The organism is Komagataeibacter melaceti (genome assembly GCF_003403295.1).
Taxonomy (GTDB): domain Bacteria; phylum Pseudomonadota; class Alphaproteobacteria; order Acetobacterales; family Acetobacteraceae; genus Komagataeibacter; species Komagataeibacter melaceti.
The window spans coordinates 1-26,859 of the sequence record NZ_QUWV01000140.1 but is presented as its reverse complement, the minus strand read 5'-3'; the positions used below and the strand labels follow the sequence as shown (position 1 = coordinate 26,859).

Here is a 26,859-nt window from a genome sequence, read left to right as displayed (position 1 = left end):
TTCCGGGGCGGCAGCGGGCGCGGCCTCGGCGGCGGGGGGAACGGGCCCGGTTTCGGGCGCGGGTTCCGGTGTTGGCCCGACTTCCGGTTCCGGCTCGGGTGGCGGTTCAGGCGCGGGCTCGGGCGCAGGTTCCGGCTCGGGCGTGATTTCCGGCTCCGGCTCAGGCTGCGGCTCTGGTGCCGGTGCCGGTTCGGGTTCGGGTTCGGGTTCGGGTTCGGGTTCGGGTTCCGATACCACCTCTGCTGGCGCCGCAAGGGCGGGCGCGGGCGTTTCCTCCGCCACCGGTTCCGGCGGGGCAATGGCGGCGGGTGCTGCTTCCCCTTCTCCCTCCTGCGACGGGGCGGCAAGGGCGGCAACCGGCTCTTCCGGCGCGGGCGCGTCGTGTTCGGGCGGGGGCAGGAGCTGTTCGTGGGCTATCGCGGGGTCAGCGGCTTCCCCGGTGGGCGGTTCCTCGTCAGGCTCGTTTTCGGCCTGCCAGTCATAGGGGTCCTCGACCTCCGCCACGTCGTCATGGCCCGTGGACCCATCGGCTACGGATGTTTCCTGCGGTTCCATAAGGGAGCGATCAACAAAAGGCCGGTATACGAATCCTTCCTCGACGCCAAAGCTCTGCAGGACACGTTCGATATCCTGCGGTCGCCCCGCCGTCCCGGTCTGGACTTCCCTCCCGGTCCTGTCTTCTGACCCTGATCCGCTCACTTCGCCTGCTCCTCTGCCCGCGCGATATAAACCAGAAGCGTCAATGCCGCGGAATAATAATCCGGCGCATGATCAAGTGTCGGCAATTTTGCCGATGAAGCAAGTCCTGTGCATTGCGCGACCGCCAGATATCCCGGCGGGGCATTATAGGGCGAACGCGCACCCGTTGTCAGGTCTATCCAGCCGGGCAGCGCATCAGCGCCAAAATGGGTCCAGAACCGGGCGTATCCGGCCTGCAGGTCCGGCGTGAGCATATGCGCCCAGTACAGGTAAAGTGGTACCCGGATCGCATCATAGGAAAAGCGCGGCGCCCACCCCTTCGCGATGGAGAGGGCCTGCGTGTGCCGGTCGATCGAGAGCCAGTCGGGCGGCAGGCCCCACTGGCCAAAACGGGCCTGCATGATCAGCCGCATGCCGTCCTGCATCACGGTATGCCATGCCGGGTCGGCCGTCAGTTCAAAGGCCTGCAGCAGCGAGGGCATGACATAATAGGACAGGTTGACCGTAACCGCATCGGGGTTAACGAACCCCTGCGCGCCGGGCAGCAGCACCCTGTAGCTGCCAACCTGCAGGGTCATGAGCCGCAGCACGTCACGGTAGATCTCGACGGCCGCCTGCACTAGGTCATGGCGCTGCCACCGCCGCCCGCCTTTGGCCAGGGCGAGTGCGATCAGCAGGTCGCCATCGGTCGCGTTGTTCGTATCGGGCACGGCGGGCACGTGGCCGGGCAGGAAGCGCCATGAAAACAGGCTGTCCTTCGTGTGCCGCAGGTTGGCCTGTGTCCAGCTCCACATCGCCTCGAACGTGGGCAGGTCATTGGCGGCGGCGGCAAAGAGCATGCCATAGCCCTGCCCCTCGCTGTGGGACTCCCGGTTATTACCCGTATCGACAATGCGACCATCGGGGCGGAAATACTTCTTGCGGAACACGGCCCACTGCCGTGCAACCCCATCCGCGCCCGCAGGCGCGGCAAACCCCGCGACAGGCGGCATGGACATTCCCCCCATGGCAACGAAAGCCGCGAGCATGGCGCGACGCCCCATGATCGGGGCCGGGGAGGCTGTCAGGCCGGATGTCTTGAGATCAAACCGCATCAGATAATACGCATCCCTTGGAACTGTCAGGCTTCCCTAGCGGGAATCCATCAAAGTGCAACCGGCAACACCCCGCGCATGGCGCATATTGCGCGCTGATGCTCCTCCACGCGCCCCGCCGTGTCAACGCGGGGGCAACAGGCTGGGGCCGACCCGTTTCCAGATCATGCTGGCCAGGATGGCGTGCCCGATCTGGGAGGGGTGGGTGTCATCACTGCTCCAGTTGGTATGGTTCTCCACGTTGTACAGCGGCTGGTCGGGCGCGAAGGGGTCGATCTCGATATCAGGGGTGATGGTCCCGTCACGCACCGCCGCGCGTAGTGCCTCGCGCGGGGCACCGGCGGTACTGGTCTCATCAACCAGGGCGACCGTGAAACCGGCCTTTTTCAGCCGCCGCACCATGAGCGCGATGTTGCGAACCGTCTCATCTGGCGGAATGTGGTTGTATTCCAGATGGTCGTTATACCCGCCGAACACGACCGCGACCCGCTGGCTGGCATGCCGCCCCACGGCCTCCGCCGCCGGGACCATGCCCAGCATCTGCCGTGTCGTCGCGCCCGATACGGCAAGATCATAGCTCTGGTAACGCCCGTACTGCTGCATGAGGTACGGCCAGTTCCGGCCATCGGACAGGCGGTACCCCTCCGAACGGCTGTCCCCGATCACGACCAGTGTGGCGCGAAGCTGGGGCATGTAGTTCCCCACTGCTGCGGCCGCAGCCTGAAACGCCGCAAGCCCCGCCGCATCAGGCGCCTTATCGGCAATGACAAGGCCGGTCCACTGCCCCGTATTACGCCCCTGCGAGAACCACGGCCCCCCATCGGCATTGAAACCGATATAACCGCCATTCATCTGCCCCGGCGCGATGGGAGAAGCCAAACGAGCGGAGGCATTCGCGCAGTCGAGGCCATAACCACCCCGCGTGGCATAGACATCAAAGGCGGCGGGCGAATTGGTAATGACCAGATCGGTCCTGCGGTCCGGGCTTGCGGCATCAGCAATATGGGTGAAGCCATCAAGGCTGTAGCTGCCGAAAAACGTCTTGAACTCACGCCCGCGCGTGGCATCGCCCAGCAGCACGGGCACGGGATAGGCCGCATACCCGGAATTGGAGGAGGCATAGGTGCCCACGGAGCCGAAGAAGAAGTCATCAGCCGGGACTTTCAGCGACGCGGGGATGACAAACCCGCCCGGCCCGTTCTCCTCCCCCCATGAGAGGGTTTCATGCCCCGCGACCCGCACCTCCCCGATATGGACCACGTGCCGGCCGGGCGTTGCGTCCAGATCATGGCCATGCCCGCTCTGGTCATACACCCGCAGCACGGTTGCGAAGGTTCCCGCGTCACGCCCGGCAAGGGCCGCGCGCAGGGCTTCGTGGTCAAACTCCCCATCCGCGCCGATGCCGATGGTGGTCACGACCACCCTGCCCTGCTGGCGGGTTTCAACATCCACCGCTGGTCCGACATAACCCGACACCATCCGTACCGTTCCCCCGGCGAATACGGCATGGGGTGCGAGGGCATCGGCCGGGCGCGCGGTCGGGACCAGTTCCCACCGCGCGGCCCCTGCCGCCACGGAGGCCGCGCGCCAGACCCGGCCATCAACCTGCCAGAGATTGCCTACCGCGTAACCGGCCCGGGCGTCGTCATGCGCACCCGGCGCACGGTCCATGCCACCGGACAGGACATCCGCCGCCGGCACGCACACCACGCCGTCCCCCGTTCCCACCGGGCAGGACGCGGCCCATGCCTGTGGCGGGTACGCGCCCATGGCCACAAGGGCGAGCGCGGCAAGGGCCTGGCGTTTACGCTTCGCGGGCCATTGTCTGTGTCGGGCCATGGCGGTTCAGTCCTCATCAGCCGACAGGCGGGACGTGCCTGGGGCCTGTATGGTGTCGGGTGCGTCGAATACATAATGAAACAGCAGCATGCCGGTTGATTCAGACCAGCTTCCCGCCCGCGTGTAGCCGCCATTTATCCCCAGCCTGAACCGCGGCGTGAGCTGATAGACCAGCCTTGCCCCGACATTACCCGCGATGCCACTGGCCCCACCACCATCAAAGTGGCCGCGCCCCTGCGGCAGGGCCGCCTGCAGGCCGGGATTACGGGGGAAATAGTTCGACCCGCCGCCGTGATAGTTCTGGTACCCCGCCTCGCCACGCAGGAACCAGTTCCACCGCCCCTCATGCCCGGTCCATTCCACCGGCACCATCGCACCGTAATACGCGCTGGGGGAGAAGTATCCCCCCTGCCCCAGCGTGAAGAAGTAGGTATTGCGTTCATACCCGAAATAGATCAGGTCCAGCCCGACATGCAGTTCCTGCCGGTCCTTGTAGCGCCATACCTTTACATTGCCGCCCGCACCGGCCTCACCTTCGGTATTGCCGACAACATCGGTCCCCTCCAGATAGGCGCCGCCGCCGCCCACATAGCCCGTCCATAACGCCGAGGCATATTCCAGCGAGCCATGGCCGAAAATACGGGTGACCCCGCCCCACGTCTTGCCCGTCGCGGGGTCGGTCATGCCGCCATAGGACAGTTCGCTATCCGTGACCATTCGCCGCCCGCCGCTGATCCGCAGGCGCAGGTTGCGCGCAAGCTGGGGCGCGAATTCAACCCCGCCCACGACATTGGTAATGGGGAACCCGAGCGGCGATGTCCCCACATCCCCCGTAAACCAGCGGTTGCTGTAACTTACCCCCAGCGCCACACCCTGTATGTCGTAATGGCTGTGGGTGGTCCCGCCATTGACGGCCTGCGTCCCGAACGTGCTGGGGTTATAGGTGGTGCCGTGGCCGGGATTGCCCGTGAACAGGAATGTTGGCGTAAGCGTAAAGGTCAGCTTGTTCTGCCATGAGGATAACGGGTACGACCCCGTTACCGGCGTCGACAGTTCCGTCATCTGCCCCTGACCGCTGGAGCCGGTACGCCCGCGGATATAGACATTCGCATCAATCTGCGGGGAAAGCGTCTCACGCAGGTAGGCAATGGAGCGCTCCGTGGCCTGAAGCACCGTGTCACTGGGCAGCGATGGATACAGCGCGGACAGCATGACCGCCTGCGGCCCGTGATGTTCGCCATTGATTTCCGGCCACGCATAATCGGGCACGAAGGCATCGGGCGCATTGCATTTCACGGTCGGGCTGCTGATGCACTGCAGGTCATGCGCGTGTTCCAGATCGGCAAGCTGCTGCTTCTGGTTCCCCTCCACACGGTCGATGTCCGAGCGCACCTCCCACGTAATGGAGCTGTCGGGCGCGAGTTGAACCAGATCCTGCATGTATTGGTGCGCTACCCGCAGGTTCCCCGCCCCGGCGGCGTCGCGCACGATGGAGGCGAGGATGTAGCGGTCGCCCTGGCGCAGTTTCAGCGCGGCAAAATCCTCGTTCAGCGCATGGCGCGCCCGGTCCTGTGTCTCATAGACACGCCCCAGCGCCAGATGGGCGTCAGCCGATCCGGGATTGGCCGCAATAAGGCCGGACATGAGCTTTTCGGCCTGACCGGACCGGCCCGAATGGTTCAGGCGGTCCGACTGCATGATGGTCATGCCAATTTCTATCTGCTCACGGACATGCATCTGGTCGCTGCTGATGCTGTCCGGGCTTTCGGCTGCAAGCTGGTCAAAATCCTTCAGATAGGCCCGGGCATCGCGCAATGAGCCGATGCGCAGCGATGTCCCGGCATAGCCCAGTTTCTGGTCCGGCAGCGGGTTGGGGGTGATCTGGTCTTCATGGTGCAGCACCGCACGCGCGGAGCGGGGGTCGCTACGGTCCATGAAGGCGGTGGCCACGATCGTCCCGCGCGTGCCATCCGGGTCAGGCTCGTCGGCCAGCGCCATGAGGCGGTCCCTGTAATCGGGCGCATGCGGGTCAAGCGCGCGCACCGCGCGGATCAGGCGCATCTGGTGTTCCGCCTGCACCATGGCGGGGGTATGGGCGGAAGCGGGCAGCCGGGCATAAAGCTCCGACGCCATGGTGATGTCATGATGGCCCATGGCGTACAGGACACCGGCCTCAAGCTCCGCATCCGTGACCGCGCTGCGGCTGGTCATCTGCCGTATGAGGGCATCCGCCTGCCCGGTCTGCCCATTGTCGTACTGCGCGTTGGCCAGTTCAAGGCGCACCCACGGGTCATCGGGCATATCGCCCAGCGCGTCCTGCAACAGGGCGATGCGCCGCTTCGGGTCGCCCGTCCGCGCTGCCTCGTAACGCAACTGCATGCCGCGCAGCAGCGACGCCCGGCCCGGCTCCTGCTCCGCCACCTGCCCGATCAGGCCCTCCGCCTCGCTCCCCTCGCCCTGCTGGATCAGGACATAGGCGAGGTTATAGGTGGCATCGGCATTACGGGGGGAGAGGCGGCGGATTTCCCGGTACGCCTGTGCGGCGTCATCCAGACGGCCCTGCTTGCGGTACAAAGCGGCCTGCAGGAACAGCGCCATCTCGGTCGCGTCGGGCTTCTGGCGCAGGCGGTCGATGTCTTCCTGCGCCGTGGTCAGGTTACCCGCGTCAATGGCCGCCTGTGCGTTGACCGCCAGCGGGTCCGGGCCCTGGCCCACGTACACATGCTGCAACGCCGTGCGCCAGTGGCTGTTGGGTTCGGGATCAGCGGCGATGGCCTGGGCGAAATACTTCTTCGCCTCCTCCGGGCGGGACTGCGCTTCGGCCACCACGCCCAGCCCACCCAGCGTATCGGGGTCATTGGGGGCAAGCGCCAGCGCCCGGGCAAGGCTGCGGCCGGCCGCGGCGTAATTCTTCTGCGCGAGGAAACCGTAGCCCTCGATCCGGTAGGTCGCCGCATCTATGCCGGACTGGGTTTCCTGCGCCTTGTGCAGCAGGTCGCGTATCTCCGCGTCATCGGGGTGGGCGTCGAGCCATTCGCTGTACAGGGGCACGCTTGAACCCGTTATCGGCTCCCATGTCAGGGCAAGCCGCCATGCTGATGCCGCATCCTGCCGGATGGCGCTGGACTCCGCCGTGCGGGCCAGCACCTTCAGGTCATTCAGGCCCTGTTCACGGTTGGTGATGCGATAGGTCAGGATACGGTCATAGGCCAGCCGCGCATCCATATCACCGGGGTTCTGGGCCACGTATTCGCCCAGCTTGGTCCGCGCTTCCTGATAGCCGAGGATGGTGGAACCCAGCACGCGGTAATATTCCAGCGCCAGATCGGGCGGCGGGTCGCCATTCTTGAACAGGGCCTTGTACTTGAACATGGCCGGCATCATCTTGCCGGTTTCAGCCAGATGCCGTGCCTCGGCCAGCGCCTTCTGGTCAATCGTACCGTACTGGATCTGCGCATTGAGCATACGGACATAGGCCGATGCGTCATTATTGCGCGAAAGTTCCTTCAGCGTCCGGTTCGCGGCGGCAATGTCACCCTGCCCGATCTGGATGCGCCCCTGATAGTACAGGGCCTGGCTGCTGGCGGGCGCGATGCTGCGTGCCTCGCGCACCGCCTCGGTCGCCTTGTCATATTCCTGCTTGCCGATCCAGTACTGTGCCTTGCGCAGCAGCAGGTCCAGCCCCGCGTTGACGGATACGGGCATGCCGGCAGGCAGCCCCGCATCCTGCATTGCAGGGGCGGGCGCCACGCCATCATCGGCATACGCCATGCCCAAGGGCATGCATAACGCAACGCCGCACAGCAGCGTTACGGTGTACATGTCCTTGGGCATGGGCATGCGGACGGGACGCATCACCCACGGGCCGGGAGGCCGGTGCACCTTAATGCACACGTGAGACGTACGATACATAGGACAGGAGCATGGCCAGCCCCCCGCATGCCCCCACCAGCGCCAGCGCGCCACGGTTGCGTACGGATGCGCTCACGCGGCCTTCATAATCAAGGAAAACGCGCTCGATACCGACATAACTGAGCAGGCTGACGATCATGACCAACACCAGAACACCCCCCATGACCATGCCCTGAACCTGGAACATCAGCAGGTAGTTCGCCAGCACGATGGCAGGCCAATGCCACAGATATATCGAATACGAAATAACCCCGATGGGAGAAATCGTTCCAAGCACCTTTCGCGCCACGTCATGCTGCGGGCAGATGATGATGGCCATGACCGCCAGACACGGCAGCGCGATCATGTAGGACGGGCAGGCAAAACCGAGCGGATAGATGAAAGCCGCGCCACACAGGAACGCCACGCCAAGGCCGCAGACAATGTTGGACACCGCGCGGCTCAAATGCGGGCGCGGAACGATCCAGATCATGGAACCGAGGGAGAACTCCCACAGCCGGTCCAGAATATTATAATAGCCCTGCGTATGGCCGACATGGTTGCTGTACAGGCTGCAACCCGACGAAACGAGAAAAATACCGATCAGCACCCTGTTGCGGTGATGGGTGTATTTGAGCGCGAGCGCCATGACGAAGATGACAAGGTAGAACTGCATCTCGAGGGAGAGCGACCATGTATGCAGGAAGGGGTAGGCAATGCTCTGCCCCTCGAAATACCCCACATGGCCCGCCGCCCAGATGTTTGACAGATAGACCAGCGCATACGCCCCGTTGAGCGCGATGTCGGCGCGGTCACTCTGCAGCACCCACCACAGCATGCTGGCGGAGACGACCGCAACCATGCAGAACAGCGCCGGCAGCAGCCGGTAGAGCCTGCGACTGACAAAGCGCATGGGCCGGAAAGGCTGCTGGACCAGCGCGGAACGCCCGATGAAGTAACCGGAAATGACAATGAAGATGTCAACGCCGATAAAGCCGCCATCCAGCCACCCGGCATGAAAAAGCACGACGAAAATGATGGCCAGCCCGCGCAGGCCATCTATGTCCCGCCGCCGGTCCGTGGGAAAGAACTCCGTACGAAGTGTCCGCCGCCATGTATTCTGCGCGGGAACTGCCATCTGGCCCTGATGCATAACTGAAACCCATGCCCTGTACCGCCATTCTACCGGCTGGGTGCATCGCGTTCTGGCGGCGCGATACCAGCCATTACCTTACTGCCCGGCGGGCGCTTCTTCCGCCTTGATTTTCTCGAGCATGGGCAACGTGGTTTTTACAATGGCGTCACCCCACACCTGGTAGCTGGCGGGGGTGGCATGGATGCCGTCGATCGTGCTGACCGAACCCGGCTTCATCAACTGCGTCCCATCAACATAGGCGCAGGGCTGGACCTCCTCCTTCATGAAGGTGGCCATTTCCGTGGTCCGCTGGTCGGTCTTGCCATAACGCGGGCTGTACTGCCCCCATGTCGGGCCGATCCAGATGCACGCGGTCTTGCCGATGGTGTAGGTCAGGGTCTTGACCTGTTCATCCACCCAGTTTTCGGAAATCGTTTTCTGCCCGTATCCCGCCATCGTATCGCCCAGCACCACCATCACGACATCGGGGTGCCATTTCTCCAGCAGTGACGCCATGGGCGGTGGGGAGGCAGGCTTCATGTCCGGCGCGCCGATCGGCTCATCGCCAATACGCTGTGCCGCCCCGCACCCGTTATTGGGGTTGGGTACGACCCAGTCCGCCGCGGTTGAGGAGCATACGCCGTATGTAATGACCTTCGCGCCCTGCCGGGTGAATGCATCGGGCAGGATCTCGAGGAGGGAGTCCTTGAATGTGACGTGGCTGTCGCCAATGATCAAAAGCGTGAGGCCTGCCAGCAGCGCATTCACAATACATGACTCCGGAATATTTATTTTCTAATACAGTTCTTATATCAGAAAAAAAAATGCCGGACCAGAGCCGCAACCCGTGTGCGCCACGCTGTGACATTAACGCGACAGCCAATAAAATTCACGCGTAACATGCTGTTTTAATTTATATTTTTTATTCCCTGCCCGGCACCGACATCTGAAAGCCACCTGTATTTTCTGTAATCTCCATCGTCGCAGCCGGTCATATAACCAAAGAATTACAGGAATATAAGCCTATGATGGATAAAATATATCCACCGGATGCGCACTTTCCACCAAAACTACCGGATCAATTCCGCGCCACCCTTAATCCGGTGCCCAACCGAACAGATGGATAAAATTCCCCTCTATATTGCGAATATTCCATGCATAATTTTATAGATTATAATTTTTCCGTCCGGTTTGATATTTAATTACAGACATACCGGAAGCAATTTACCAAAGTTTCTATGGTGAAATAATATACGGTTAATTACTTCACAATACATAAATAGTACAGAAGCGGTACCCATATCATTTCAGAAACATAAAGTTACATGACGTATCGCGCACATGCCCCGCCCGTCATTATCTGGAACTTTACTTACCAGACAGCAACCGCAACTCCCGCCCTACTGTCCTGAATTTTTTATGAAAACATCAATCTGGAAACGGCCACCGCCGCCCATATTTGCGCGCCAGCAGGCCAGAAACCGGCAGGCGGATCATCAGGCATCGGGAAGCATGAAATAAAGGACGAACAGGCTGACCAGGGCAATAAGCGTTATAAGAAATACAAGTATTACCGTAATCGAAAGGCTTCTCATGCGCTCCGCCGGGGTAGAAAATGGTGCATGCCTGTCTTCGTCCTCGGCCATTTTCAACTCCACCCTTGATATCGGAAGCACCGTTTGTGAGGACCAGTCTTTTCAGGAGCCTCAGGTAAACATTGATATTTTCAGGGAGTTTCAGATTTCCATTTTATTAAAGATTTTTTATAATCCGGAATACAGAATAAATTTACATCCTGTACAATAATTCCCAGTAATATCATGCCGCCACAGACCGAACCTGCCAGTTTCCCGCGTCAATAATATTACAGTTATCAATAACATGGGTGGCCGCGCCTTCCCGAACCGGCCCTGCGCGGGGATATGCGCCGGACAGAGCGTACGGGAAACAGGTGCAAACAGAGCCTGCACATGCGACAATGCGCGCCAGTCATTCCAACAATAAAAGCGGACTGATTGCCCACCATGCCAGAGAGTCCGCAGACCGGAGCATCAATGGCGTCCCGTACGGGATTCGAACCCGTGTTGCCGCCGTGAGAGGGCGGTGTCCTAGGCCTCTAGACGAACGGGACCAGGGCCGACGCCGCTTCTATGTGATCCCGCCGCCCATTGCAAGAGCAAGAATAGGCCCCGCCCGTTTTTCCTTCGGCCCGCGGCCCGGTTCAGGGTGCCAGCACAAGCCGCGCCACGATGCGCCTGCCCGCCGGGTCCCATATGATGATCCGCCCCGCACGGTCCCCGCCCGCCAGCGCGGCCACGACCATGCCATCGGGGCGCACCGTAACGGATTCAATACGGGTGCCAGCCGGCTCATCCAGCATCAGGCTGCCATATTCCCCCTCCTCATGCGGTATCGCCGGGGTGGCGGCCACCGTATGGGGCAGTGAAGCCTGCGGGTGCATCATCCTGTGCACCAGCACCCCCACCAGCACCAGGGAGCCGATAAACAGCAGAACCCCCATGCCGATCACCGCAGCCAGCAGCGCGCGCGATCCCTGTTTTTCCATTATGTGCTTTCCGTTCCCGAATACCGTTTTTTCCGATAGACACATGCCATGACCGACACCCCTCCCCCAGCCCCTGTCACCGCCACGGCGGATGACGCGGGCCAGCGCACCGACCGCTTCATCGCCAACGCGATCCCCACCCTGTCACGCTCACGTGTCAAATCCCTTATGGAAAGTGGGTACCTGCTGCGCGATGGCAGTCCGCTCCGCGATCCGGCGGAACCCGTGCGGGCGGGAATGTGTTATGAAATTCACCCGCCCCCGGCAATCCCCGCCACGCCACAGGGGCAGGACCTTCCCCTGACCATCCTGTTCGAGGACCGCGACCTGATCGTGCTCGACAAGCCCGCGGGCATGGTCGTCCACCCCGCACCGGGCAATGAGGACGGCACGCTGGTCAACGCGCTCCTGGGGCATTGCGGCGACAGCCTGACCGGAATTGGTGGGGAGAAGCGGCCGGGCATCGTGCACAGGCTGGACAAGGATACATCAGGCGTCATGGTCGCGGCCAAGACCGAGATGGCGCATCAGGCGCTCTCCCTCGCCTTTGCCGAACGGCGGATCGACCGTGCGTACCAGGCCATATGCTGGGGTATTCCCACGCCCGCGCATGGCTCGTTCGACGGGGCGATCGGTCGTGACCGGCGTGATCGCAAGCGCATGGCGGTCATAGCCAATGGCGGCGGCAAGGCGGCACTGACGCATTACCGTATTCTCGACACCTTCCACGGTGGCCTTGCCCATGTGGAATGCAGGCTGGCCACAGGGCGCACGCACCAGATCCGGGTTCACTTCGCCCATGCGGGCCACGCCCTTGTGGGGGACCCGGTCTATCTGCGCCGTATTCCCGCCGCGGCGCGCGGCCTGCCCGCCCCGGCGCGGGACGCGGCGCTGGATTTTGCCCGCCAGGCGCTCCATGCGCGCAGGCTGGGCTTTATTCACCCCCGCACCGGCGAGGAACTGCTGTTTGAAACCGCGCCCCCGGTCGATTTTCAGGCGCTTCTGGCCCATATTGCGTAATCCGGATGCATATTTATTGACAAACAGGCCCGAAATCACTACATTTCATGATTGTTTGCCGGGGCCGACGCCCCCAGGCTAACTGGACGTCCTGTATAAGACTGCCCATGACGGGGGTTCTATATGGGGACGTGAGAAGTCCAGTCGTGCGTCTAGCAGAGAGATGATGCAACCCGTCCGGTCACATTTACGTTGAACCGGATTACCGCCATCCATCCCTCTGGAACAGGAGTCCGTTACCATGGCCTCTTCTGCTCTCATTTCCGGTCCCGAAAACAACCTGTCCAAATACCTTCGGGACATCCGCAAATTCCCCATGCTCTCCCCCGAGGAGGAGCTTCGCCTGTCGCACCTGTGGAAAGACAAGGGCGACACCGAGGCCGCGCATAAACTCGTCACATCCCACCTGCGGCTCGTTGCCAAGATCGCCATGGGCTATCGCGGCTATGGCCTGCCCGTGGGTGAACTGATCAGCGAAGGCAATATCGGGATGATGCAGGCCGTGCGCCGCTTCGACCCCGATCGCGGCTTCCGGCTGGCCACCTATGCCATGTGGTGGATCCGCGCGGCGATACAGGAATACATCCTGCATAGCTGGTCACTGGTCAAGATCGGCACAACCGCCGCACAGAAAAAACTGTTCTTCAACCTGCGCCGCCTGAAGGGGCAGATGCAGGCCATTGATGATGGCGACCTGCCGCCCGAACAGGTCAACAAGATCGCGCAGTCCCTCGGCGTGCCGGAGCAGGATGTGGTCAACATGAACCGCAGGCTTGCCGCCCCCGACCACAGCCTGAACGCCCCCCTGCGGCTGGATGGCGAGGGCGAGTGGCAGGACTGGCTGGTGGACAACAACGACAACCAGGAAGAAACCCTTGCGGAAAGCGAGGAACTGTCCGGCAGGCAGGCACTTCTGGCCAACGCCATGAAGTCACTCAATGACCGTGAGCGCCATATCCTGACCGAACGTCGGCTGAAGGATGAGCCTGCCACGCTGGAGGAACTCTCCCACGTCTATAACATCTCGCGCGAGCGGGTGCGCCAGATCGAGGTCCGGGCCTTTGAAAAGGTACAGGCCGCGATGAAGGCGGAAGTCGCCTCCCGTCGCGCCAGCCATGCCGAACAGGCACCCGCCTGATCAACGCGGCCCTTTCCCTGTAAAAAAAGCCCCGCAACGCGAAAAGCGTGCGGGGCTTTTTTCTTGAGCACAGCCTGCCCAACGCATAGTGCGCCAATCAAGGAAAGTTTCTGGTGAAGCTTCTTTCCCAAAAGCTTCAGGAAACGCCGCCTTTTTAAAAAAGGCGGCGCCCATAAACTTTGGTCTTGCTGTCGGGCGATCAGTCCTCGAACGGGTCGCGCATCAGGATGGTGTCGTCACGCTCGGGGCTGGTGGACAGCAGGGTGACCGGCGCCTCGACCAGTTCCTCGATCCGGCGGACATACTTGATGGCCTGCGCGGGCAGTTCAGCCCAGGAGCGCGCGCCCTTGGTGCTGTCCTTCCAGCCTTCCATCGTCTCGAACACCGGGCGGATACGCTTCTGCGCGCCGGGGGCAGACGGGAAATGCCGGGTCGTCTTGCCATCCAGCTCATAGCCGACGCAGATGCTGATCTCATCCAGCCCGTCCAGCACGTCCAGCTTGGTCAGGGCCAGCCCGTTCACGCCACCCACGCGCACCGCACGGCGCACCAGCACGGCATCAAACCAGCCGCAACGACGGGGACGGCCGGTCACTGTGCCGAATTCATGCCCGCGCTCACCAAGCGTGCGCCCCATCTCGTCATGCAGTTCGCTGGGGAAAGGCCCCTCACCCACGCGGGTGGTATAGGCCTTGGCAATACCCAGCACGAACCCCACGCTGGTCGGGCCAACGCCCGCGCCCGTGCCCGCATTGGCTGCGACGGTGTTGGAGGAGGTCACGAACGGATACGTGCCATGGTCCACATCCAGCATGACGGCCTGCGCACCTTCAAACAGGATGCGCGCGCCACTGCGGCGGCTGTCATCCAGCAGGTCCCATACCGGCGCCATGAAGGGCAGCACACGCGGGGCCACACCGTTCAGGAAGTCGAGCAGCTGCTGCTTGGTGAACGTATCCGCACCCAGCCCCTTGAGCAGGGTGTTGTGGTGCAGCAGCAGTTCATCCAGCTTCCAGTCCAGCGTTTCCGGCTCGGCCAGGTCACACAGGCGGATGGCGCGGCGGGCCACCTTGTCTTCATAGGCGGGGCCGATGCCGCGCCCGGTCGTGCCGATCTTGCGGTCACCGCGGGCGGCTTCGCGCGCGCGGTCCAGCGCGCCATGCACGGGCAGGATCAGGGGCGCGTTTTCCGCGATCTTCAGCGTCTCGGGCGTGACTTTCAGCCCCTGCGCCGTCACGCGGTCGATTTCCTTCAGCAGGGCTTCGGGGTCAACCACCACGCCATTGCCGATCACGCCCATCTTGCCACGCACAAGGCCGGAAGGCAGCAGCGACAGCTTGTAGGTCTGCTCGCCCACAACCAGCGTATGGCCCGCATTGTGGCCACCCTGGAAGCGTACGACCACATCGGCCCGGCTGGCCAGCCAGTCCACGATCTTCCCCTTGCCCTCGTCACCCCACTGGGTGCCGATCACGGTGACGTTGGACATTTCATGCTCCTTGATATGCTGCCCGGCGGCCACGGCGCGGCCAGCCGGAAAAATCTTGCTCGTAAGAAAATCAACCCGAAGGTCAGGCGTCGCCCACCGCGACGGCCCGGCCGTCAACCACGATCAGCGGGCAGGACAGGCGCACCGCCTCGGCACGCGCGTCCTCATCCGGCCCCAGCGCGCCCACGGTGGCGTATCCGCCCGTCCGCAGGGCCGCGCCCACTTCCGCCGGGGTGCCCCATGGCAGGAAGACCCGCCTGCGGCTGGGCAGCGCGGGGGCGGCACGCAGGATGATGTCGGGGCGCAGCGTCAGGCCACAGGCCGGTTCGTCGTTATTGGACAGGTAGCGCCCACCCCGGCCCAGCTCCTCGCGCTGGCCGGCGGCGTACACGCTCACGCACACGCCGGTATGGTACTGCCAGCCCCGGAATTCCACCGGGTCCACCGTCAGGCGGATGCCGGGCACGCGGGCCTCGATCGCGGCCACGGTCGCGGCCAGCCTTTCGCTCAGCACGCGCACGGCGGGCGGCAGGTCCACCGCCGCCAGTTCCGCCAGCGCACCCTGCGCGGGGCCTGCCGCATGCAGCAGGCGGATCAGCACGGGGGCAAGTTCACCGCCATGGCGGGCCACTGCCGCCGCGTCCTTGCGGTCCAGCGCGCGCATGAGCATGCCGCGCACATGCCCGTCAAAACCGCCAGCATCCAGCAGCGCGGTCGTAAGGGATGGCATGGTCAGGTCGAACGACACGCCCTGCACCTGCAACGTGGCCAGACATTCCGCCGCGATGGCGACGATTTCCGCATCCGCCTGCGGGCCATCCGGCCCGATCAGTTCCACCCCGGCCTGCGATATCTGGCGATCACCCTCGCCCCGGTTGCTGGCCATGAGGATGCACGGCCCCGCATAAGCCAGACGCAGCGGGCGCGGCACGTCGGGCAGCCGTGTGGCGGCGATGCGGGCGATCTGCGGTGTCATGTCCGGCCGCAGCGCCATCATGCGCCGTGTGTCGGGGTCCATCAGGCGGAAGGTCTGCTCCGCCACGGCGGACCCGGCGCCGGACAGCAGCGTTTCCTCGAATTCCAGCAGCGGTGGCGTCACGCGGTCATAACCATGGGCCGCGAACACGCGCATCAGCGTCTCGACTCCTGCCGCCTCGGCCTCGGCCTCGGGCGGGAGCCTGTCCACGAAACCGGCTGGCAGCAGCGCGGGATTGAACGGCGGGTCATCAGTCATAATGGGGGCCTTGTGCTGCACCCGGCCCCGGCGAGCCGGGACAGGGTGGATCGGACAGGAAAGCAGGGCGTCTGCGCGTTTTTCAGGCGTGTTCGCGGTGAACCTGCGCATAGGCCCAGTCCAGCCACGGCAGGACGGCCTGCAGGTCGGACGCCTCCACCGTGGCGCCACCCCACAGCCGCAGGCCGGGCGGTGCGTCACGGTAGCTGCCCACGTCCATCGCCACCCCTTCGCGGCCCAGCAGGGAGACGATCTTCTTGGCCGCCGCCGTCTGGCCCGCATGGTCCAGCGCGGTAAACCACGGGGCGACAATGCGCAGGCAGATGGCCGTGCTGGAGCGGTGCTTGGGATTGGTGGCCAGGAACTGCGCCCAGTCCGACTTTGCTTCCCATTCGGCAATGGTGGCGAGGTTGGCTTCGCTACGCGCGATCAGGCCCTTCAGCCCGCCCACGTTCTCGGCCCATTTCAGGCCATCGAGCGCATCTTCCACGCACAACATGGATGGCGTGTTGATCGTGTCGCCACGGAAGATGCCGTCAATCAGGCCCTTGCTGTTGGTCAGGCGGAAAATCTTGGGCAGCGCGCGCGGCGCGGGCGTGGACACCAGCCGTTCCACCGCACGCGGCGACAGGGCGAGCATGCCGTGGGCGGCCTCGCCCCCCAGCACCTTCTGCCACGACCACGTGACCACATCCAGCTTCTCCCACGGCAGGTCCATGGCGAAGGCGGCGGATGTCGCGTCACACACCACCAGCCCGTCGCGCTGCGTGGGGATGGCGGCGTCATAGGGCAGGCGTGCGCCGGATGTCGTGCCGTTCCATGTCAGCACCACGTCACGCGCCCAGTCCACCTGCGCCAGATCGGGGATCTCGCCATAATCGGCCTTGAGCACGCGGGCATCGGGCAACTGGAGCTGGGCAATGATGTCATTGGCCCATGTGGCGGAGAAGCTCTCGAACGCCAGCACATCCACCGGGCGGGAGCCGAGGAGGGACCACAGCACCATTTCCACCGCACCCGTGTCCGACGCGGGCACGATGCCCAGCACCCAGTCATCCGGCATGCCGAGAACGGCCCTGGAACGGGTAATGACCTCGTTCAGGCGGGCGCGCCCTTCCGTCGAGCGGTGCGACCGCCCCACCAGCGCATCCGACAGGGCATCAAGCGACCAGCCGGGCCGCTTGGCGCAGGGACCGGAAGAAAAGCACGGATTGGCAGGCCGTGCGGACGGCTTTGCAGTAAGGGGATCAGGCAAGGGAGACATCGTCCTGTTCGCGACACGGGCAAGAAAGGGCAACACCGCGCGCCGGTGCGCCAGACTGGTACGAGAGAGGGGATTCGAACCCCTATGCCTTTCGGCGGTCGATTTTGAGTCGACTACGTCTACCGTTCCGTCACTCTCGCATACAGGCAAGCAGTCAAGGGACGTCTTGCGGACCCGCTATATCACACTGGCGGCGGCGGCTCCAGCCCCAGCATTAGCGCCACATTCTGCAGTGCGGCACCCGATGCGCCCTTGCCCAGATTGTCCAGCCGCGCGGTCAGCACCGCCTGGCCCAGCGCGTCATCACCATGCACGCGCAGCTCCATCCGGTCGGTGCCCGCCAGCGCGTCGGCCACCAGCTTGGCGCAGGGTTCGGCCACCGTGATCCGGTCGGAACCCCGGTAGTGGTCGGCAAGGGCCGCATGCAGGTCCGCAATGCGCGTCCGACCGGACAGGAGGTCCAGATGCAGCGGCACGGACACGATCATCCCCTGCGGGAAGTGCCCCACCGACGGCACGAACACCGGCGCGCGCGCAAGCCCGGCATAGGCCGTCATTTCCGCCATGTGCTTGTGCCCAAGCCCCAACCCATACAGCTCGAAAGCCGGGCCGCCATCGCGCTCATGCGCCTCGATCATGCCACGGCCGCCGCCGCTGTAGCCGCTTACGGCGTTGATGGTGAGCGGATAGTCCGCCGGGACCAGCCCGGCACGGACCAGCGGGCGCAGCAGGCCGATCAGCCCCGTCGGGTAACAGCCGGGGTTGGATACGCGCGCGGCGGCACGGATGGCGGCAGGCTGCGCCGCATCCATTTCGGGAAAGCCGTAAACCCATGCCGGATCGGTGCGGAAGGCGGTGCTGGCGTCAAGGATGCGGGGTGCATCGGCTCCCATGCCGTCCACCATCTCCACCGCCTCGCGCGCCGCCGCATCGGGCAGGCACAGGATCACGACATCAACCGATGCCATCATGTCGCGCCGGGCCTGCGGGTCCTTGCGGTGTTCGGGGTTGATGGAGCGCAGCGTGACCGGCAGGCGGCCAAGGCGGTTGCGGATGCCAAGCCCCGTCGTGCCTGCCTCGCCATCAATGAAGACCGTCGCCTGTCCGTCGCTGCTCATGTTCCATATGTCCTGATAAAAACTTTCCGCCCGGGCGGTGGGCGATCTATACAAAACCTGCGCATGACCGCAACACAAACAGGCAGGAAACCCGACCCATGCATGATGCCACGACCGCCCTGCAACGCCTGCTGGACATCATGGCCCGCCTGCGTGACCCAGAGACCGGCTGCCCGTGGGACAGGGCGCAGGATTTCGCCTCGATCGCACCCTATAGCATAGAAGAAGCCTATGAGGTGGCCGACACCATCGCGCGCGAGGACTGGGACAGCCTGCCCGATGAACTGGGCGACCTGCTGCTGCAGGTGGTCTATCACGCCCAGATGGCCGATGAGCAGGGCCTGTTCGACTTCGCCACCGTCGCGCGCATGATCGGTGACAAGATGGTCCGCCGCCACCCCCATGTATTTGGCGCGGGTGAGCGCACCGCCGGGCAGTGGGAGGATGGCAAGGCGCAGGAACGCCTGGCCCGCAACCGGAGCGGCACGCTGGATGACGTGCCCGTTGGCCTGCCCGCGCTGCTGCGCGCGCGCAAGCTGTCCGCCCGCGCAGCCCGCACCGGCTTTGACTGGGACACGGTGGCCGAGGTCGCGGCCAAGGTGGATGAGGAAATCGATGAACTGAAGGTCGAGCTGGAAAGCGGCGACCGTGAAAAGATCTTCGATGAACTGGGCGATGTGCTGTTCACGCTGGCCACGCTGGCACGCAAGCTGGACATGGACCCCGAAGCCTGCCTGCGCCAGGCCAACGCCAAGTTCACCCGCCGCTTCACCGCCATGGAGCATGACCTTGCCGCACGCGGCCTGGCGCTGGTGGATGTGGACGTAAAAACCATGGAAGAAGGCTGGCAGGCCGTCAAACGCCGCGAACGCGGTGAACCGGTGAGCTGAAAACCGGCCGGGCGCGACCGGCGCGCGCCATGGTTCAGGCCCCGGCGAACAGAAGGTCGTGCAGCGCCTGCCAGCTTGCCCTGTCCGGCGCGTAAAGCAGCCCGCCGCCGTGATCCGTCACGCGGTAGGGTGAGCCGTCAAAACGGGCGGCGTAGCCCCCGGCCTCGGCATGGATCAGCCATCCGGCCAGATGGTCCCATGGCAGGGTGCGGTTGAACAGCAGGAAGTGGCAGCGTCCGTCCACCAGCATCAGGTATTCATGCGCAGCACACCGGAAATCCCACGATCCCGCCACCTTGGGCAGGTTGCGCGTCACGGCCTCGCGCAGCGGGGCGGGCAGGTAGCGCCATGAGGCATTGCCCGACATCTCACGCGCGGGAACGGCCGGGGCCACATGCAGGCGGCGTTCACTGCCCGCCGCGTCCTGAAGCCATGCGCCCTGCCCGTGCGCGGCCATGACCGCCACATCACAGACCGGATCGACAATCGCCCCTCCGATAACCTGCCCGTGTGATACGACCGCAACCATGATCCCGAACAGCGGCACCCCGGCAGCATAATTTGCCGTGCCATCAATCGGGTCGATCACGAAGGCCAGTTCCGCCGTGGCCAGACCATCAAGCAGGCGCGGGTTGGCGGCGACCGCTTCCTCCCCCATCACCAGCGCATCGGGCCATGCCCCGCGCAGGGATTCCGTCAGGTCATGCTCAGCGGCTTCATCGGCCACGGTCACGATATCAAGCGGGCCGGTCTTGCTGCGGATGTCGCTGCGGTCAAGGCAGCGGAAGAACGGCATGACATGGCGTTTCCCCGCTGCCCGCATCATGGCCACAACCATGTGCATGTCTGCCAGGGTGATCCGTACCGTCATAGCCGCCTCCGTCGCGTCCCTCTCCCTGGGGGGCTGTTTCAGGCGTTCCGGTGCCGGGCATGCCCGGCGAAACGCCCGGAGCAGCCTCCCGCCATTTCCCATCCATGCGCCTGCGGGGGCGTATTTTCCACCCCGCGCATGGTCACAGGACAGTCATTGCGCAACAGGCGGCCCGTCGCGCAGGCAGGTCACGACGCTGCCGAACTGCAGCTCGAAGCGCGCGCGGTTGGCGGGGGTGAGCCGGACGGTCATCTCGGCCCCATCCTCATGGTCCACGCGCTCGGTGACTTCGCCATGTTCATACAGCCATGCCATGGCGGCCCCCTGTGCCAGCGGCACACGGTAGGACGCGACTTCCATCGTCCGTGTCATGCGCTCGTCAATCGCGGCCAGCAGGTCGGGCAGGCCATCGCCCGTAATGGCGGAGATAACCACATTGCCCGGGCGCGCGCCCACCGCGTCACGACCGCCCACGAGGTCGGCCTTGTTCAGCACCTCGATCACGCGGGACTGCCAGTCCTGCTCGATCGTGCCGCTGCGGGCCATGCCCTCCAGCACCTCGATCACGTCATCGCGCTGCGATGCGCTGTCGGGATGGGCGACATCGCGCACGTGCAGGATGATGTCGGCTTCCGCCACTTCCTCCAGCGTGGCGCGGAAGGCGGCGATCAGTTCGGTCGGCAGGTCGCTGATGAACCCCACCGTGTCCGACAGGATCACCCGCCGCCCCGAGGGGAGCTGGATGCTGCGCATGGTCGGGTCGAGTGTCGCGAAAAGCTGGTCCTGCGCATAGACGCTGGCCCCGGTCAGCGCATTGAACAGGGTGGACTTGCCCGCGTTGGTGTAGCCCACCAGTGCCACGATGGGGAACGGTACGCGGCGGCGCGCCTGCCGGTGCAGCCCACGGGTGCGGCGGACCTGCTCGAGTTCACGCTTGAGACGCACGATCCGGTCACCGATCATGCGGCGGTCGGCCTCGATCTGGGTCTCGCCGGGACCACCGAGGAAGCCGAAGCCACCGCGCTGGCGTTCAAGGTGCGTCCATGTGCGCACAAGGCGGCTGCGCTGGTATTCCAGGTGCGCAAGCTCGACCTGCAGCGTGCCCTCACGCGTGGCCGCGCGCTCACCGAAAATATCAAGGATCAGCGCGGTCCGGTCGATCACCTTGCAGCCCAGCGCGCGCTCGAGGTTGCGCTGCTGCACCGGGGTCAGGCGGGAATCTATGATGACAACGGTGATGTTGTCGGCCTTGACCGTTTCCTTGAGCGAATCGACCTGTCCCATCCCCAGCAGGGTGGCGGGCTTGCGCGCACGCAGCAGCAGCACCGCCTGACAGACCACCACCAGCCCGATGGAGGCAGCGAGGCCGACCGCTTCCTCCAGCCGGGCCTCGGCGGCGCGGGCGTCGTCATGGCGGTCAGGGCGTTCCCACGGCAGGATGACCGCGGCACGCGTGGCAGAGGAAGGCGGCACCCCCATCGTCACAACGGGCTGCCATCCGTCACCGCGCGCTCCGGTGTGGCTTCGGCCTCGGCTGGCGGTTCGAACAGGCTGACCGGCGTGGCGGGCATGACCGTGCTGATCGCGTGCTTGTACACAAGCTGGGTATGTCCATCGCGCCGCAGCAGGACGGAGAAGTTGTCAAACCAGGTTATGATGCCCTGAAGCTTGACACCGTTGACGAGAAAAATGGTGACCGGCGTTTTCGACCGGCGGACGTGATTGAGAAAAACGTCCTGTACATTCTGCGAAGGTTCTTTTGCCACGGCAGGGCCTTACTTGTTGCTTGTTGGGCGGACTCACACGGCACAGTCGCGTGTCATGCTACGGCGTTGCCACCATCCGTATCACAGTTCGTTGTGTAGCAGTCATGCGCGCGGCGGGCAAAAGCTCATCCGGCGTTGCGATCCTCGGACGTGACCCCAAGCTGCTTGAGCTTGCGGTGCAGGGCGCTGCGCTCCATCCCCACGAATCCCGCCGTCCGGCTGATATTACCACCAAAGCGCAGCAGTTGCGCCTGCAGGTACTGGGTCTCGAACAGATCGCGCGCCTCCCTTAGCGGAAGGCTCATCACATCCTCGTCAGAATCAAATTTGAGCAGCGCCGGCGCCCCGTCCCCCACGGTGGAGGGCAGCATGTCGGCACGGATCGGGTCCGAGCTGTTGCCCGGCATCATGATCAGCAGCCGCTCCATGAGGTTGCGCAGCTCACGCACGTTGCCGGGCCATTCATAGCTCTGCAGCGCGGCAATCGCATCGCCTGACAGCTCACGCAGCGGCAGGCCCGCATTCTCGGCCGCGCGGTCAAGGAACATGCGGGCCAGTTCGGGTATGTCCTCACGCCGTTCGCGCAGGCCGGGAATACGCAGCGGCACGACGGCGAGGCGGTAGTACAGATCCTCACGGAAGCGGCCCAGCGCGATTTCCGACTGCAGGTCGCGGTTGGTGGTGGCCAGCACGCGCACATCCACCTTGACCCGCCGCGCGCCGCCCAGGCGCTCGAATGTCTGGTCCTGCAGCGCGCGGACGATCTTGCCCTGCGTTTCCAGCGGCATGTCCGACACTTCATCCAGCAGCAGCGTGCCGCCATGGGCACGTTCCAGCACGCCGGTCCGCCGACCCACGCCGTTTTCCCCGCCCTCGATGCCGAACAGCTCTTCCTCGAAGCGGCCCGGCGCCAGTGTCGCGCAGTTCAGGGCGATGAATGGCCCCTCCGCCCGGCGGGAACTGGCGTGGATCATCCGCGCCGCCACTTCCTTGCCCGTGCCCGCGGCACCTGAAATCAGCACCCGCGAGCCGGTGGGGGCCACGCGGTCGATCTGGTTGCGCACGGCGGTAATGGCGGCGCTGCGCCCCTCCAGCGCCGTGCTGGAGCCTACGCGCAGGCGCAGTTCCGCGTTTTCACGCGCAAGGCGCGAGGCCTCGAGCGCGCGACGCACCACCACCAGCAGCCGGTCGGCCTGAAAGGGTTTTTCGATAAAGTCATACGCGCCATGCTGCAGGGCGGCGACGGCGGTCTCGATCGTGCCATGCCCCGATATCATGATGACGGGGATGGACGGCTCCTCCTTGTGCAGGACGTTGAGGATGCCCAGCCCGTCAAGCCGCGACCCCTGAAGCCACACGTCCAGCACCACAAGCGCGGGCCGACGTTCCCTGAAAGCGGCAATGGCGGAATCGGAATCCGCGGCAAGCCGGGTCTCGTAACCTTCATCGGCCAGAATGCCCTCGATAAGAAGCCGTATATCCGGCTCGTCATCAACGATCAGGATTTCATGCCCCATGGTCGTCCTTTATCGGCAAAATCAACGTCGACACAGCTCCCCTGCCCCCGGCGCGGTCCTCAAGCCCGATGCTCCCGCCGTGATCCTCAAGAATCTTCTTGACGATCGCAAGGCCAAGGCCGGTTCCCTTGGGCTTGTGCGTCACATATGGCTCGGTCAGTCGGGCCCGGTCCTCGACTGGCAGCCCGATACCGTCATCCGCGATGGCAAGCAGCACGTTCGGGCCATTGTGGCTTAATGTAATACGGATCGTGCCGATCACGCCATCCCCGCCCACGGCCTCGTGTGGGGGGCGCATGGCGATGGCGTCGGCCGCGTTCTGCAACAGGTTGGTCAGCGCCTGCCCCACCAGCCTGCGGTCACAGTTCACCAGCGGGCCACGGTCGGGCAGGCTGACCTCGTAACGGATTTCGGGGTGGGCGTTGCGCTGCAGGATCAGTGCCTCCCGCACGATGCGCGAGAGGTCCTCCACCCGCATGACGGGCTGCGGCATGCGCGCGAATGCGGAAAATTCATCCACCATGCGCCCGATGTCACCCACATGGCGGATGATCGTATCCACGCATTGGGCGAAGGTGTCGGGATCGGATGCGATCTCGCGCAGGAAGCGGCGCTTGAGCCGTTCGGCCGCGAGCTGGATGGGGGTGAGCGGGTTCTTGATCTCATGCGCGATGCGGCGCGCCACATCCGCCCATGCCGCCTTGCGCTGCGCTACCTGCAGGGCTGTTATGTCATCAAATGTGACCACGTAGCCATCGGCGAAATCGCCGGTCATGGTGCTCTGCATTTCCGCGCCGATTCGGACCAGAAGCGTGCAGGCCCGCCCGCCGGCCAGCACCTGCACCTCACCCGTCAGTTCACGCGCGCCGTCATGGGCGATGCGGTCGAGCATGGGGCTCAGTTCGGGCACCACCTCGATCAGCGGGCGGCCCACGCAGGCGGCCATGTCACGATGCAGCAGCACGCTGGCCGCCCGGTTGGGCAGTTCGATCATGCGCTGGGAATCCAGCCCGATCACCCCGGCCGACACGCCTGCCAGCACGGCCTCGGTAAAGCGGCGGCGTTCATTGATCTGGTTGGTGGCGTTGACCAGTTCCGCGCGCTGGGTGGCAAGCTGGGTGGTCATGCGGTTGAAGGCGCGGGACAGGCTGGAGACCTCGTCATCACGGTCGCCTTCGGGCACGTTGCTGTCCAGTATCCCCTTGCTCACCCGTTCGGATGCAAGGATCAGCAGCCCCAGCGGGCGCACGATCTGGTTGGCGAGCATGAGCCCGATCAGAATGGCCGCCCCCAGCACCAGCACGGCCACAAGGGCGAAGATCAGCACGAAGGTGAACTGGATCTTGGCGCGGTTGCCGTTCAGGCGCTGGTAGTCGGCCACCACCTGCTCGGTCCGGTGCATGTGTTCAAGGATGTCGGGGTCAACGGGCCGGGCGATCATGAGCATGAGCGGTGGCGTATCACCCAGCGTGACCACGGCGCGGACGGTCTTTTCATCCGCTGAATCCAGAATGGCGATTTCATTGGTCCGCGCCATGAGTGTCGCGGCCGGTGGCGGCAGGTCGTGCAGGTTGGCCGTCCGCCCCATCAGCCCGCCGGAGGCGACGACCGTGTTGGTGAACGGGTCATACACCACCGCCACATCCAGCCCGCGCAGCGTCGCCTGTGAATCCAGCACCTGCGAGAGGGCATCCGAATCATGCAGCAGGTCGCCCCCCGAACCGGACAGGCCGTTCTGCGCGCTGACAAGGTAGTTGGCCAGCGAGAACGCCTCGGTGCGGATATTGGCGTTATGTTCCTGCAGGTACCCGCGTGATGTCTCCAGCGCCTCGTTCAGCGCGGTGTTGACCCGGTCACTGAACCAGATCTGGATGCCGTAGTGAAAGAACACGGCGGCGAAGATGCCCACCACGATGGTCGGCGCGACCGCCACGATGCCGAACAGCGTCACCAGCCGTACATGCAGCCGCGCGCCCGCCAGCCCGCTGCGCCGTTCGGCCAGCACGCGGCCCACCTTTTCGGTCAGTGAGGTCGCGAGCAGCAGCAGCACGAGAAAGTTCAGGACAAAGACCAGCGCCTGAATCTGCGGATGGTGCGCAAGCGAGCGCCCGCCCGACAGCACCACAAAGGTCGCGACCCCCAGCACCAGCGCCAGCAGCACCAGAACCAGCGCCACGTTGCGCCGCACCAGCATGTCCAGCATGCGCCGCGCCAGCCGGTAGGCCGAACCGTGGGGCGGTATGTCGCCCGTGCTCATGCGCCGCCGCGCACCACCGGAATGTCCAGATCCCGTATCTTCTTGCGCAACGTGTTGCGGTTCAGCCCCAGCATGGCGGCGGCGCGGATCTGGTTGCCGCGCGTGGCCGACAGGGTCATTGAAATCAGCGGGCGTTCGACCTCGGCTATGACCTTGTCGTAAATATCGCTCATGGGAATCCCGTCCTGCCCGGAGGACAGGAAGCGCCGCAGGTGGCGGGTCACGGCCTCGGCCAGCGTCTCGCTCACCCCGCCGCCTGCGCTCTCGGGGCCGGCCACCATGCCGTCGGATTCGCTCAGCTCGGCGTCAATGATGTCCGCGCCGATATATTCCTGCGGGTGCAGCGCCACGATCCGGCGCATGAGGTTTTCAAGCTCACGCACGTTTCCCGGCCAGCGATAGGCCTGCAGGCGGGCCACGGCCTCATCATCCAGTACGCGGACCAGACCGCTCTCATCGGCGTTCATGTTCAGGAAATGGCGGGCCAGCAGGGGAATGTCCTCCACCCGCTCACGCAGGGGGGGCAGGCGCATGGGCACCACGTTCAGGCGGTAATACAGATCCTCGCGGAAGGTGCCGGCGCGGATGGCCTGCCGCAGGTCACGATGGGTGGCGGCGATGATGCGGACATTGGCGCGAATCGGCGTGGTGCCGCCCACGGTCGTAAACTCGCCATCCTGCAGCACGCGCAGCAGGCGGGTCTGGGCCTCGGGCGGCATGTCCCCGATCTCGTCAAGGAACAGCGTGCCGCCCGCCGCCTGCTCGAAACGGCCCGCCACGCGGCTGGTCGCACCGCTGAAGGCCCCGCGCTCGTGGCCGAACAGTTCGCTTTCGATCAGGTTGCGCGGGATGGCCGCCATGTTGATCGCAACAAACGGCCCCGTGCGCCTGCGCCCGTATTCATGCAGGGCGCGCGCCACCAGTTCCTTGCCGGTTCCGCTCTCGCCGCCGATCATGACGGTCAGGTCCGATGTCGTGAGGCGGGCGATGATGCGGTAGATGTCCTGCATCACGACCGAACGGCCGATAAGCGACATCTGCTCATCGGGCGGGGCGGGCACGGCGGGGGCG

The 26,859-nt window shown here is 64.5% G+C and carries 20 protein-coding genes, 2 tRNA genes and 1 pseudogene; 3 read left to right on the top strand and 20 right to left on the bottom strand.

Annotation, left to right across the window (positions count from 1 at the left end):
- The 9 genes and pseudogenes from DY926_RS17585 to DY926_RS13935 form a co-directional block, all read right to left on the bottom strand.
- Positions 1-699, bottom strand: a pseudogene (locus DY926_RS17585) (hypothetical protein); the annotation flags it as partial.
- On the bottom strand, positions 696-1,793 hold the full coding sequence (locus DY926_RS13965; RefSeq protein ID WP_241503234.1) for a glycosyl hydrolase family 8: 1,098 nt from the start codon (positions 1,791-1,793) through the stop codon (positions 696-698). The pseudogene DY926_RS17585 and the gene DY926_RS13965, both read right to left, overlap by 4 nt.
- 123 nt (positions 1,794-1,916) lie before the next feature.
- A complete protein-coding gene (locus tag DY926_RS13960) occupies positions 1,917-3,632 on the bottom strand; it encodes an SGNH/GDSL hydrolase family protein (protein ID WP_116703918.1) in 1,716 nt (571 codons plus the stop codon).
- Positions 3,633-3,638: 6 nt separating this feature from the next.
- Positions 3,639-7,487 carry a cellulose biosynthesis protein BcsC gene (locus DY926_RS13955; protein WP_241503236.1) on the bottom strand — a complete coding sequence of 1,283 codons (3,849 nt, stop codon included), beginning with the start codon at positions 7,485-7,487 and terminating at the stop codon, positions 3,639-3,641.
- 28 nt (positions 7,488-7,515) lie between these two features.
- Positions 7,516-8,661, bottom strand: coding sequence for an acyltransferase family protein (locus DY926_RS13950; protein ID WP_241503233.1), 1,146 nt, complete (start codon positions 8,659-8,661; stop codon positions 7,516-7,518).
- 93 nt (positions 8,662-8,754) lie between these two features.
- Positions 8,755-9,426, bottom strand: a complete 672-nt coding sequence (locus tag DY926_RS13945; RefSeq protein ID WP_116703915.1) for an SGNH/GDSL hydrolase family protein — start codon at positions 9,424-9,426, stop codon at positions 8,755-8,757.
- 728 nt (positions 9,427-10,154) lie between these two features.
- Complete coding sequence (locus DY926_RS17365) at positions 10,155-10,304, bottom strand: hypothetical protein (protein WP_158552012.1); 150 nt, start codon at positions 10,302-10,304, stop codon at positions 10,155-10,157.
- A gap of 409 nt (positions 10,305-10,713) precedes the next feature.
- Positions 10,714-10,789 (bottom strand) — tRNA-Glu (locus DY926_RS13940).
- A gap of 90 nt (positions 10,790-10,879) precedes the next feature.
- On the bottom strand, positions 10,880-11,224 hold the full coding sequence (locus DY926_RS13935; RefSeq protein WP_116703914.1) for a hypothetical protein: 345 nt from the start codon (positions 11,222-11,224) through the stop codon (positions 10,880-10,882).
- Positions 11,225-11,272: 48 nt separating this feature from the next.
- On the opposite strand from DY926_RS13935, the gene DY926_RS13930 reads away from it, so the two are divergent.
- Together DY926_RS13930 and rpoH are read left to right on the top strand one after the other, a co-directional pair.
- Complete coding sequence (locus DY926_RS13930; RefSeq protein WP_116703913.1) at positions 11,273-12,244, top strand: RluA family pseudouridine synthase; 972 nt, start codon at positions 11,273-11,275, stop codon at positions 12,242-12,244.
- Positions 12,245-12,485: 241 nt separating this feature from the next.
- On the top strand, positions 12,486-13,382 hold the full coding sequence (gene rpoH / locus DY926_RS13925) for an RNA polymerase sigma factor RpoH (RefSeq protein WP_116703912.1): 897 nt from the start codon (positions 12,486-12,488) through the stop codon (positions 13,380-13,382).
- Between the two features lie 199 nt (positions 13,383-13,581).
- On the opposite strand, the gene DY926_RS13920 is transcribed toward rpoH, so the two are convergent.
- The 5 genes from DY926_RS13920 to argC form a co-directional block, all read right to left on the bottom strand.
- The gene (locus DY926_RS13920; protein WP_116703920.1) at positions 13,582-14,871 is read right to left on the bottom strand and encodes an adenylosuccinate synthase; all 1,290 of its coding nucleotides are present in this window, start codon (positions 14,869-14,871) and stop codon (positions 13,582-13,584) included.
- An 82-nt stretch (positions 14,872-14,953) separates the two neighbouring features.
- A complete protein-coding gene (locus tag DY926_RS13915; RefSeq protein ID WP_116703919.1) occupies positions 14,954-16,105 on the bottom strand; it encodes an ATP phosphoribosyltransferase regulatory subunit in 1,152 nt (383 codons plus the stop codon).
- Positions 16,106-16,187: 82 nt separating this feature from the next.
- The gene (locus DY926_RS13910) at positions 16,188-17,369 is read right to left on the bottom strand and encodes a phosphoserine transaminase (RefSeq protein ID WP_186336182.1); all 1,182 of its coding nucleotides are present in this window, start codon (positions 17,367-17,369) and stop codon (positions 16,188-16,190) included.
- Positions 17,370-17,425: 56 nt separating this feature from the next.
- Positions 17,426-17,509 (bottom strand) — tRNA-Leu (locus DY926_RS13905).
- A 42-nt stretch (positions 17,510-17,551) separates the two neighbouring features.
- Positions 17,552-18,487 (bottom strand): N-acetyl-gamma-glutamyl-phosphate reductase, encoded by a 936-nt coding sequence (argC, locus tag DY926_RS13900; RefSeq protein WP_116703910.1) that lies wholly within the window; start codon positions 18,485-18,487, stop codon positions 17,552-17,554.
- Positions 18,488-18,585: 98 nt separating this feature from the next.
- Between argC and mazG the strand changes: the two genes are divergently transcribed.
- Positions 18,586-19,377 (top strand): nucleoside triphosphate pyrophosphohydrolase, encoded by a 792-nt coding sequence (gene mazG / locus DY926_RS13895; protein WP_116703909.1) that lies wholly within the window; start codon positions 18,586-18,588, stop codon positions 19,375-19,377.
- A gap of 34 nt (positions 19,378-19,411) precedes the next feature.
- Here mazG and DY926_RS13890 read toward each other — a convergent pair whose 3' ends face one another.
- The 6 genes from DY926_RS13890 to DY926_RS13865 all read right to left on the bottom strand — a co-directional run.
- Complete coding sequence (locus DY926_RS13890; protein ID WP_116703908.1) at positions 19,412-20,248, bottom strand: inositol monophosphatase family protein; 837 nt, start codon at positions 20,246-20,248, stop codon at positions 19,412-19,414.
- A 153-nt stretch (positions 20,249-20,401) separates the two neighbouring features.
- Positions 20,402-21,727 carry a GTPase HflX gene (gene hflX, locus DY926_RS13885; protein WP_241503235.1) on the bottom strand — a complete coding sequence of 442 codons (1,326 nt, stop codon included), beginning with the start codon at positions 21,725-21,727 and terminating at the stop codon, positions 20,402-20,404.
- A 2-nt stretch (positions 21,728-21,729) separates the two neighbouring features.
- Positions 21,730-22,014 (bottom strand): RNA chaperone Hfq, encoded by a 285-nt coding sequence (gene hfq, locus DY926_RS13880; RefSeq protein WP_116703906.1) that lies wholly within the window; start codon positions 22,012-22,014, stop codon positions 21,730-21,732.
- A gap of 125 nt (positions 22,015-22,139) precedes the next feature.
- Positions 22,140-23,531: a nitrogen assimilation response regulator NtrX gene (gene ntrX, locus DY926_RS13875; RefSeq protein WP_116703905.1), complete on the bottom strand. Its 1,392-nt coding sequence runs from the start codon at positions 23,529-23,531 to the stop codon at positions 22,140-22,142.
- Positions 23,521-25,734 carry a sensor histidine kinase NtrY-like gene (locus tag DY926_RS13870; protein ID WP_408886071.1) on the bottom strand — a complete coding sequence of 738 codons (2,214 nt, stop codon included), beginning with the start codon at positions 25,732-25,734 and terminating at the stop codon, positions 23,521-23,523. The genes ntrX and DY926_RS13870 overlap by 11 nt, the downstream gene beginning before the upstream one ends.
- A 50-nt stretch (positions 25,735-25,784) precedes the next feature.
- Positions 25,785-26,859, bottom strand: a 1,075-nt coding sequence (locus DY926_RS13865) for a sigma 54-interacting transcriptional regulator (RefSeq protein WP_116703903.1), incomplete at its 5' end; no start/stop codon positions are given.

Bases quoted from the DNA above. Each gene is read 5' to 3' on its own strand.
- DY926_RS13965 (WP_241503234.1), bottom strand. From the start codon at position 1,793: ATGCGGTTTGATCTCAAGACATCCGGCCTGACAGCCTCCCCGGCCCCG.
- DY926_RS13960 (WP_116703918.1), bottom strand. From the start codon at position 3,632: ATGGCCCGACACAGACAATGGCCCGCGAAGCGTAAACGCCAGGCCCTT.
- DY926_RS13955 (WP_241503236.1), bottom strand. From the start codon at position 7,487: ATGCGTCCCGTCCGCATGCCCATGCCCAAGGACATGTACACCGTAACG.
- DY926_RS13950 (WP_241503233.1), bottom strand. From the start codon at position 8,661: ATGGCAGTTCCCGCGCAGAATACATGGCGGCGGACACTTCGTACGGAG.
- DY926_RS17365 (WP_158552012.1), bottom strand. From the start codon at position 10,304: ATGGCCGAGGACGAAGACAGGCATGCACCATTTTCTACCCCGGCGGAG.
- DY926_RS13935 (WP_116703914.1), bottom strand. From the start codon at position 11,224: ATGGAAAAACAGGGATCGCGCGCGCTGCTGGCTGCGGTGATCGGCATG.
- DY926_RS13930 (WP_116703913.1), top strand. From the start codon at position 11,273: ATGACCGACACCCCTCCCCCAGCCCCTGTCACCGCCACGGCGGATGAC.
- rpoH (WP_116703912.1), top strand. From the start codon at position 12,486: ATGGCCTCTTCTGCTCTCATTTCCGGTCCCGAAAACAACCTGTCCAAA.
- DY926_RS13920 (WP_116703920.1), bottom strand. From the start codon at position 14,871: ATGTCCAACGTCACCGTGATCGGCACCCAGTGGGGTGACGAGGGCAAG.
- DY926_RS13915 (WP_116703919.1), bottom strand. From the start codon at position 16,105: ATGACTGATGACCCGCCGTTCAATCCCGCGCTGCTGCCAGCCGGTTTC.
- DY926_RS13910 (WP_186336182.1), bottom strand. From the start codon at position 17,369: ATGTCTCCCTTGCCTGATCCCCTTACTGCAAAGCCGTCCGCACGGCCT.
- argC (WP_116703910.1), bottom strand. From the start codon at position 18,487: ATGAGCAGCGACGGACAGGCGACGGTCTTCATTGATGGCGAGGCAGGC.
- mazG (WP_116703909.1), top strand. From the start codon at position 18,586: ATGCATGATGCCACGACCGCCCTGCAACGCCTGCTGGACATCATGGCC.
- DY926_RS13890 (WP_116703908.1), bottom strand. From the start codon at position 20,248: ATGACGGTACGGATCACCCTGGCAGACATGCACATGGTTGTGGCCATG.
- hflX (WP_241503235.1), bottom strand. From the start codon at position 21,727: ATGGGGGTGCCGCCTTCCTCTGCCACGCGTGCCGCGGTCATCCTGCCG.
- ntrX (WP_116703905.1), bottom strand. From the start codon at position 23,531: ATGGGGCATGAAATCCTGATCGTTGATGACGAGCCGGATATACGGCTT.
- DY926_RS13870 (WP_408886071.1), bottom strand. From the start codon at position 25,734: ATGCTGGACATGCTGGTGCGGCGCAACGTGGCGCTGGTTCTGGTGCTG.